Raw genomic sequence first — 6,439 nt, 5'->3', positions numbered from 1 at the left:
CCGCCCAGCAGCAGCCCCTCCCCCGCCACGCCCGCGCTGCCCGTGCTGGGCGGGCGGCGCAGCAGCTATCGCGAGCGGGTCGCGGACGCGCTGCGGGCCGCGCTGATCGCGGGTGAACTGCGGCCCGGCCAGGTGTACTCGGCGCCCACGCTGGCCGTCCGCTTCGGCGTCTCGTCGACCCCGGTGCGCGAGGCGATGCTGGACCTCGCGAAGGAGGGGCTGGTCGACGCGGTGCCCAACAAGGGGTTCCGCGTCACCGACGTCTCCGACCGGCAGCTCGACGAGTACACGCATGTCCGCGCGCTCATCGAGATCCCCACGGTGGTGGCGCTGGCGACGACCGCCGACCCCGTGTCGCTGGAGGCGCTGCGTCCGGCCGCCCGGGAGATCGTCACCGCCGCCGTGGCGGGTGACCTGATCGCCTACGTCGAGGCCGACACCCGCTTCCATCTGGGCCTGCTGGCCCTGGCCGGCAACTCCCACCTGGTCGAGGTGGTACGCGACCTGCGCGGCCGTGCCCGCCTGTACGGGCTCACCGCCCTGTCCGCCTCCGGCCGGCTGCTGGCGTCCGCCGAGGAGCACCTGGAACTCCTCGACGCCCTGCTGGCCCGCGACGAGCGGGCCGTGCGCGCGGTGATGACCCGCCACCTCGGACACGTACGCGGGCTGTGGGCGTCCGCCGACGGGTAGCCGGACCGGCCGGTGCGCCGTCACCGGGCTGACCTGTGTGATCTTTGTCGCTGGTTGGCGGGAGTACCCGATGGGCAGGCACTGCGGGTGTCCGTAGAGGTCGTGTCTTTCCTGTGGGGGAATCCGTGAGTGTGTGTGTGATCGGTGCGGGCCTGTCGGGGCTGGCCGCGGCACGGGCCCTCAAAGCGGCGGGGGTCGACTTCGTGTGTCTGGAGAAGTCGGGTGACGTGGGCGGCATCTGGCGTCGGCCCGAGGCCGGGGAGCGGGGACCGGGCTATCTGTCGCTGCACCTCAACACGACCAAGGGGCTGACCGGTTACGCCGACTATCCGATGCCCGTCTCCTACCCGGTCTACCCGCGGCACAGCCAGGTCGCCTCCTATCTGCGTTCGTTCGCGGAGTGGGCCGGCGTACTGGACCACATCGAGCTGGAGACGTCCGTCGAGTCGGTGGCGCAGGAGGCCGACGGTTCCTGGACGGTCGTCGCCGTGGACGCGCGTGGCACGCGGGGTGTGCGGAGCTTCTCGCATGTCGTCGTCGCCTCGGGACACAACACCGAGCCGTCCCTGCCCACCCTGCCGCCGGGTTCGGACACGTTCACCGGAACGATTCTGCACGCCCTGGACTACCGCGACGGAAGCGACTACGCCGGCCGGCACGTGGTCGTCGTCGGGCTCGGCGCCTCGGCGGTGGACATCGCGGCGGACCTCTCCCGGTATGCCGCGACCACCCTGCTCTCGGTGCGCCGGGGCCTGCACATCCTGCCCAAGCAATTGTTCGGCATCCCGCTCGACGAGGTCGCCGAGGCGCCGTGGTGGACGAGCATGTCACTGGCGGAGCAGCGCCGCTTCATCGAGCAGGCCCTGCTCGTGGCCCGCGGCAGGCTCTCGGACTACGGGCTGCCCGAGCCGGACCACCCGGTGTTCGCCTCGGCCGTGACCATCTCGGACGAGATCCTCACCCGCATCCGGCACGGCGGGGTCGTCCCCAAGCCGGCGATCGCCTCCCTCGACGGCGACCGGGTGGTGTTCACCGACGGGTCGTCGGCGCGGGCCGACGCGATCGTGCACTGCACCGGCTACCGCATGGCGTTCCCGTTCCTGCCGTCCGGCTGCCCGGTCGGGGAGCGGGGCTCGGTCGAGCTGTACAAGCGGGTCGTCGCGCCGGACCACGCCGGGCTGTACTTCGTGGGCCTGGTCCGCCCGCACGGTTCCATCACCCGGCTCGTGGAGGCGCAGTCCCGCTGGATCGCGCGGATCGTCGCGGGCGAGGCGGCACTTCCCGAGCCGGAGGTCATGCGCAAGGAGGTCGCCACGTACCTCAGCGGCATCGCGGGCCAGTACGGGCAGGCGGAGGGCGCCTCGATCCAGGTCAACGTGGCGCCGTATCTGCAGGAGCTGCAAGAGGTGTGACGGGACGTCAGTAGGTGACGTGGGACCGTCGGGGTCGGCAGGTGGGGGCTCCCCCGTCGGCCGGCCCCTTCGCCGTACCGCAGCCCCGGCTCCCCGGTCGGCCTCCCCCTCGCGGCATCCCCCGTAGCGCCCCTTACGGCACGGTCGCCGGCTCGGCGGACGGCAGGCCGGCGGGCGGGCGCACCTCGTAGGCCTCCGAGGAGAGGTACGCCGTCACCCTCGGCGGCTGCCCCTGCTGGTGGGCGAGCGCCAGGTAGGCGACGAGTCCCACCCCGTCCTGCGGGCTGCGGTCGGTGACCGCGGACACGGCCCCCAGCAGGGGGGCGGGGTCCTGCCCGTAGCGGCCGAGCAGGGCGGTGGCTCGGGCGAGGGCGTCACCGTCGTGCCGCGCGTAGTCGCGGACGGGGACGTAGAGGGTGAAGCCGCTGGGCAGGCCGGACGCGGTCTCGGTGAAGGCGTGGCAGGACTGCACGGGCCGCCGCACCACCGGTGCCAGCCCGGCGATGCCGCCGTCCTCACCGTCCTGGCCGGCGGCGATGCGGAAGAACTCCTCGGTCTCCGCGGCGAGGGCGCCGCCGTCCGTGCGGGACAGGGCGCCGGCCTCGACGGCCGACAGGTCCTGGTGGGCGAGGTAGACCTTCACCCGGGGTTCCGCCCAGTCGCCCAGGTCCAGGGCGAAGAACAGGTGGCGGTCGTTCGGCGGCAGTGCGGCGAACGCGTCGCGGTGGCCGAGTCGCCGCAGCGCCTCACGCACGGTGGCGGCGGCACGTTTCGGTCCGTTGGCCGCGGGGTTGAGGTAGACCTTGACCTTGGGGACGCCGCCGGGACGCAGTTCCAGCGCGCACCACAGGGCGAGGGGGCCCTCGGGCGCGGGCGGGAGGAACAGGTCCTCCAGCTCGTCGAGCCGATCGGTGGCAACGCCCCAACGGGCCGCCGCCTCGCGGACGGCCCGCAGTCCGAGGCGGCCGTTCTGCGCCAGGCCGCCGGCCGCGCAGCCCGGCTCCAGCAGCACCCGCAGGGTGGGCGCCGCACCGGGCACGAAGGAGAGGGAGAACTCCACCGGAGTGTGGTCGTCGGAGAGGAACGTCGGGTTCAGGGGCGGCAGGTCGAGCGGCCGGTCGGCGGCGGCGCCCAGCATGTCGGTGAGGGTACGCGCGTAGACCTCGCCGTCGTGTCCGGTGAGTCCCACGATCTCGCACAGGTCGCGCAGTTGGCGGGTCGTGTGGCCGCCGAGCGTGTCCGGGGCGGACGGTCTCGGCGCGCCGGGCCGGACGGCGGTCACCGGCCCTCCCGCCGCGGGCCGGCGCCGACATGGAGATACCCGCCGGGAAGGGCGGGTATCTCCAGGCTCAACGCTGCCGGGTGTTGAGGCAAAGCGGTGGCGGTGGATATGTGATCCACGGCAACTCCTCGGGTTGGTGGGATATGCGGGTTACCGCATGGCTCACTACCCCTGAGGTTGAACCGTCATACAAGAGTGAAGAGTTGGCGGGTGTTGTGTGAATCACCTCGTGAGCCAGTTGAGGAACTGGCTCCACACTCCGCGTTCGGCGCGGGTGCCCGGCTGGGGCTGCTCCGGGCGGGCGGCTGCCGCGCGCGCCTCGGGTGCGGGCTTGCGCTCGGTCACCGCGGTGAACCGGGCGGGCAACGCGATGAGCCCCCGGTTGAAGGGGCCGGGGCGCCAGGTCAGGCTCTCCTCGGGGACGGCGAGTTCGACGTCGGGAAGCTTGTTGAGGAGGTTCTCCAGGGCCGTCACGGTGATCTGCCGGGCCGGGTCCTTCGACGGGCAGGCGTGCGGGCCGGCGCTCCAGGCCAGGTGGGCACGGTTGCTGCCGGCCTGGCGGGCGGCCGACAGCGCCGGGCCGGTGTTGGCGGCGGCGAAACTGACCAGGACCAGGTCGCCGGCCTGGAGCTTCTGCCCGGCGAACTCCATGTCGGAGGCCGGGTAGTGCGGGGCGAGGTTCTGCATGGGCGGGTTCTCCCACAGCGTGTCGTCGATCGCCTCGTCGATCAGACCGCCCTGGTTGGCGTACGCGTCGTGGGTGAGCAGGCGGTGCAGGGTGTTGCCGATCAGGTTGCGCAGCGGTTCGTTGCCGCCGACCAGAAGGAGGGCCAGCTGGTGGACCATCTCCTCGTCGGTGAGCTTCGCCTGATGCTCCATCAGCCAGGAGGTGACGTCCTCGCCGGGCTTGACGCGCTTGAGGGCGACGAGTTCGCCGACGGCGCCGAACAGGACCTCCATCGCGCGGGCGGGGTTGATGCCGTCGAACATGCCGGTGATGCCGTAGACGACGCGGTCACCGATGTCCGGGGTGCAGCCGAAGAGTTCGTTGAACACGAACAGCGGCAGCTGCTTGGCGTAGTCGCCGAGCAGGTCGGCCGATCCGCGCGAACCGAACTGGGTGATGAGGTAGTTGGAGACCTGCTCGGTGGTGTGGCTCAGCTTGCGGGTGTCGATGCGGGCCATGCTGTCGGTGACGGCCTGGCGCAGTCTGAGGTGTTCGGCGCCGTCGCTGAACATGCAGTTGGGCCGGTAGGTCAGGACGGGTGCGACGGGGCTGTCGGGGGCGATCTTGCCCTCGTTGAAGTGCCGCCACCGTCGCGCGTCCTTGCGGAACGAGCCGGAGTCCTGAAGGAGTTGCAGGGACGTGGCGTAGTCGGTGACGAGGGTGGCCTCGACGCCGGGCGCCAGCTCGACCGGGGCGGTCGGCCCGTAGTGGCGCAGATAGCTGTAGTAGGCCTGCGGGTCAGCCGCGAACTCGGGGCCGTGGAGCGGCACTCGGGCGCCGCTGTTGTGCGCCGGGCACCCGGGCGGGGGCACGGGAGCGGTGGGTTGGTCCATTTCTGCTCCTAGTGGGCACGGTCCTGCAAGTGACGGACGAGAGTGATGAGCGCTTCCGCCGACGACTGCTCGTCGCGCGCGTCGCAGGTGACGACGGGGGTGTCGTCGAGCAGGTCCAGCGCGTCACGCAGGGCGGTCTCGTCCCGCAGGGGGGAGCCGTCGAAGTGGTTGACGGCGATGGCGTAGTCGAGCCCGTACTGCTCGATCAGGTCGATCACGGCGAACGAGTCCGCGAGCCGTTCGGGGTCGACGAGGACCAGGGCGCCGAGCGCGCCGCGGGCCATGTCCTCCCACATCTGCACGAACCGCTGCTGGCCGGGCGTCCCGAACAGGTACAGCACGACCCGGTCGCTGATGGTCAGGCGTCCGAAGTCCATGGCGACCGTGGTGGTGGTCTTGCCCTGGACTCCCTTGAGGTCGTCGACGGCCTCCGCGGCCCGCGTCATCGTCTCCTCGGTGGACAGCGGGGGGATCTCGGAGATCGCCCCGATGAACGTGGTCTTGCCCACCGCGAAGTGGCCGACGACGAGGATCTTCACGGCCGTCTGCGACGCGCCGTCACGGACGTACGCCTGTTCATCCAAACTTGGCCCTGAGACCATTCAGCACCTCCTCCAGGATCTCCCGGTCGGCGAGAGGCGCCCGCTGCACCGGCGGGCGGGTGATGAGGTAGCCGCCCTCGGTCAGGGCGGCGAGGAGGATCTTCACCACGCCGAGGGGCAGTTGGGTGTGCCCCGCGATCTCGGCGACCGACAGGTAGCCGGCCGAGCACAGCTCCAGCAGGCTCTGTTCCTCCGGGGACAGCCGGGTCGGCCGCTGCTGGTGGTCGGCGACGGCCGTCACCAGCGTGATGAGGGAGAGCTGCTCCTCGTCGGGCAGTCCGCGCCCCTTGGTGATGACGTACGGGCGGACTAACTCCGGAGTCTGGGGCTCCAGTTCATCGAATCCGGTCATGACCGCACGCCGAGGTTCTCGCGCGGCGGTGTCGTCAGGGCCTTGCCGAGCTGGCCGACGAGCTGCTGCATCCGGAAGGTGATGTCCGCCATGTCGACGTCGGGCGAGGCGGAGACGCCGAGGTAGGCGCCCTCGCCGGCGGAGATGAGGAAGACCCAGCCGCCGTCGAACTCGACCAGCGTCTGCCGCCACCGCTGCTGGGCGTCCTCGCAGAAGAAGGCCAGGGAGCGGCTGAGCGACTGGACCCCGCTCATGGCGGCGGCCACGCGGTCCGCATCGTCCTTCCCGATGTCCTGCGTGCGGGCCATCAGCAGGCCGTCGGCGGATATCAGGACGGCGTGCAGGGCCCCGGGAATCTCCAGGGCGCTGTCAAGCATCCATGACAGATCGTCGTTCACGAGAACTCATGCCCTTCGCTGCTTGCGCCACGTGTGCTGCTGGACTGTTCCGCGGGGTCCGCAGGGGTGGCCCGCCGGCCCGACTGGGTGCCTCGCTGGAAGGCGCCCATGATCGCCGCGGTCTCCGCTCCCTCCCGCTCGGG

General features: G+C 71.5%; 7 protein-coding genes and 1 pseudogene. 2 read left to right on the top strand and 6 right to left on the bottom strand.

Translation table 11 applies throughout. From position 1 onward, the window contains the following. The first annotated feature begins 36 nt into the window (after positions 1 to 36). Both BZL64_RS27070 and BZL64_RS27065 read left to right on the top strand, forming a co-directional pair. Positions 37 to 690, top strand: a complete 654-nt coding sequence (locus BZL64_RS27070) for a GntR family transcriptional regulator (protein ID WP_086771801.1) — start codon at positions 37 to 39, stop codon at positions 688 to 690. 125 nt (positions 691 to 815) lie between these two features. Then, on the top strand, positions 816 to 2,102 hold the full coding sequence (locus tag BZL64_RS27065) for a flavin-containing monooxygenase (RefSeq protein WP_086771798.1): 1,287 nt from the start codon (positions 816 to 818) through the stop codon (positions 2,100 to 2,102). Between the two features lie 133 nt (positions 2,103 to 2,235). On the opposite strand, the gene BZL64_RS27060 is transcribed toward BZL64_RS27065, so the two are convergent. The 6 genes and pseudogenes from BZL64_RS27060 to BZL64_RS42220 form a co-directional block, all read right to left on the bottom strand. Next, positions 2,236 to 3,384, bottom strand: a complete 1,149-nt coding sequence (locus tag BZL64_RS27060; protein ID WP_244205508.1) for a tryptophan dimethylallyltransferase family protein — start codon at positions 3,382 to 3,384, stop codon at positions 2,236 to 2,238. A 222-nt stretch (positions 3,385 to 3,606) separates the two neighbouring features. Further along, positions 3,607 to 4,944: a cytochrome P450 gene (locus BZL64_RS27055; RefSeq protein ID WP_086771797.1), complete on the bottom strand. Its 1,338-nt coding sequence runs from the start codon at positions 4,942 to 4,944 to the stop codon at positions 3,607 to 3,609. 8 nt (positions 4,945 to 4,952) lie between these two features. Then, positions 4,953 to 5,546 (bottom strand): GTP-binding protein, encoded by a 594-nt coding sequence (locus tag BZL64_RS27050; RefSeq protein WP_107430352.1) that lies wholly within the window; start codon positions 5,544 to 5,546, stop codon positions 4,953 to 4,955. Next, complete coding sequence (locus BZL64_RS27045; protein WP_086771796.1) at positions 5,521 to 5,898, bottom strand: DUF742 domain-containing protein; 378 nt, start codon at positions 5,896 to 5,898, stop codon at positions 5,521 to 5,523. Before BZL64_RS27045 ends, BZL64_RS27050 begins: the two co-directional genes overlap by 26 nt. Further along, positions 5,895 to 6,296 carry a roadblock/LC7 domain-containing protein gene (locus tag BZL64_RS27040; RefSeq protein ID WP_073497663.1) on the bottom strand — a complete coding sequence of 134 codons (402 nt, stop codon included), beginning with the start codon at positions 6,294 to 6,296 and terminating at the stop codon, positions 5,895 to 5,897. Before BZL64_RS27040 ends, BZL64_RS27045 begins: the two co-directional genes overlap by 4 nt. Next, positions 6,293 to 6,439 (bottom strand): annotated as a pseudogene (locus BZL64_RS42220) (ATP-binding protein); the annotation flags it as partial. The gene BZL64_RS27040 and the pseudogene BZL64_RS42220, both read right to left, overlap by 4 nt.

This window comes from Streptomyces bobili (assembly GCF_002154575.1).
In the GTDB taxonomy this organism is placed as follows: Bacteria; Actinomycetota; Actinomycetes; order Streptomycetales; family Streptomycetaceae; genus Streptomyces; species Streptomyces bobili.
Note: the sequence above shows the minus strand (reverse complement) of the source record. Positions and strands in the feature narration are given on the sequence as shown.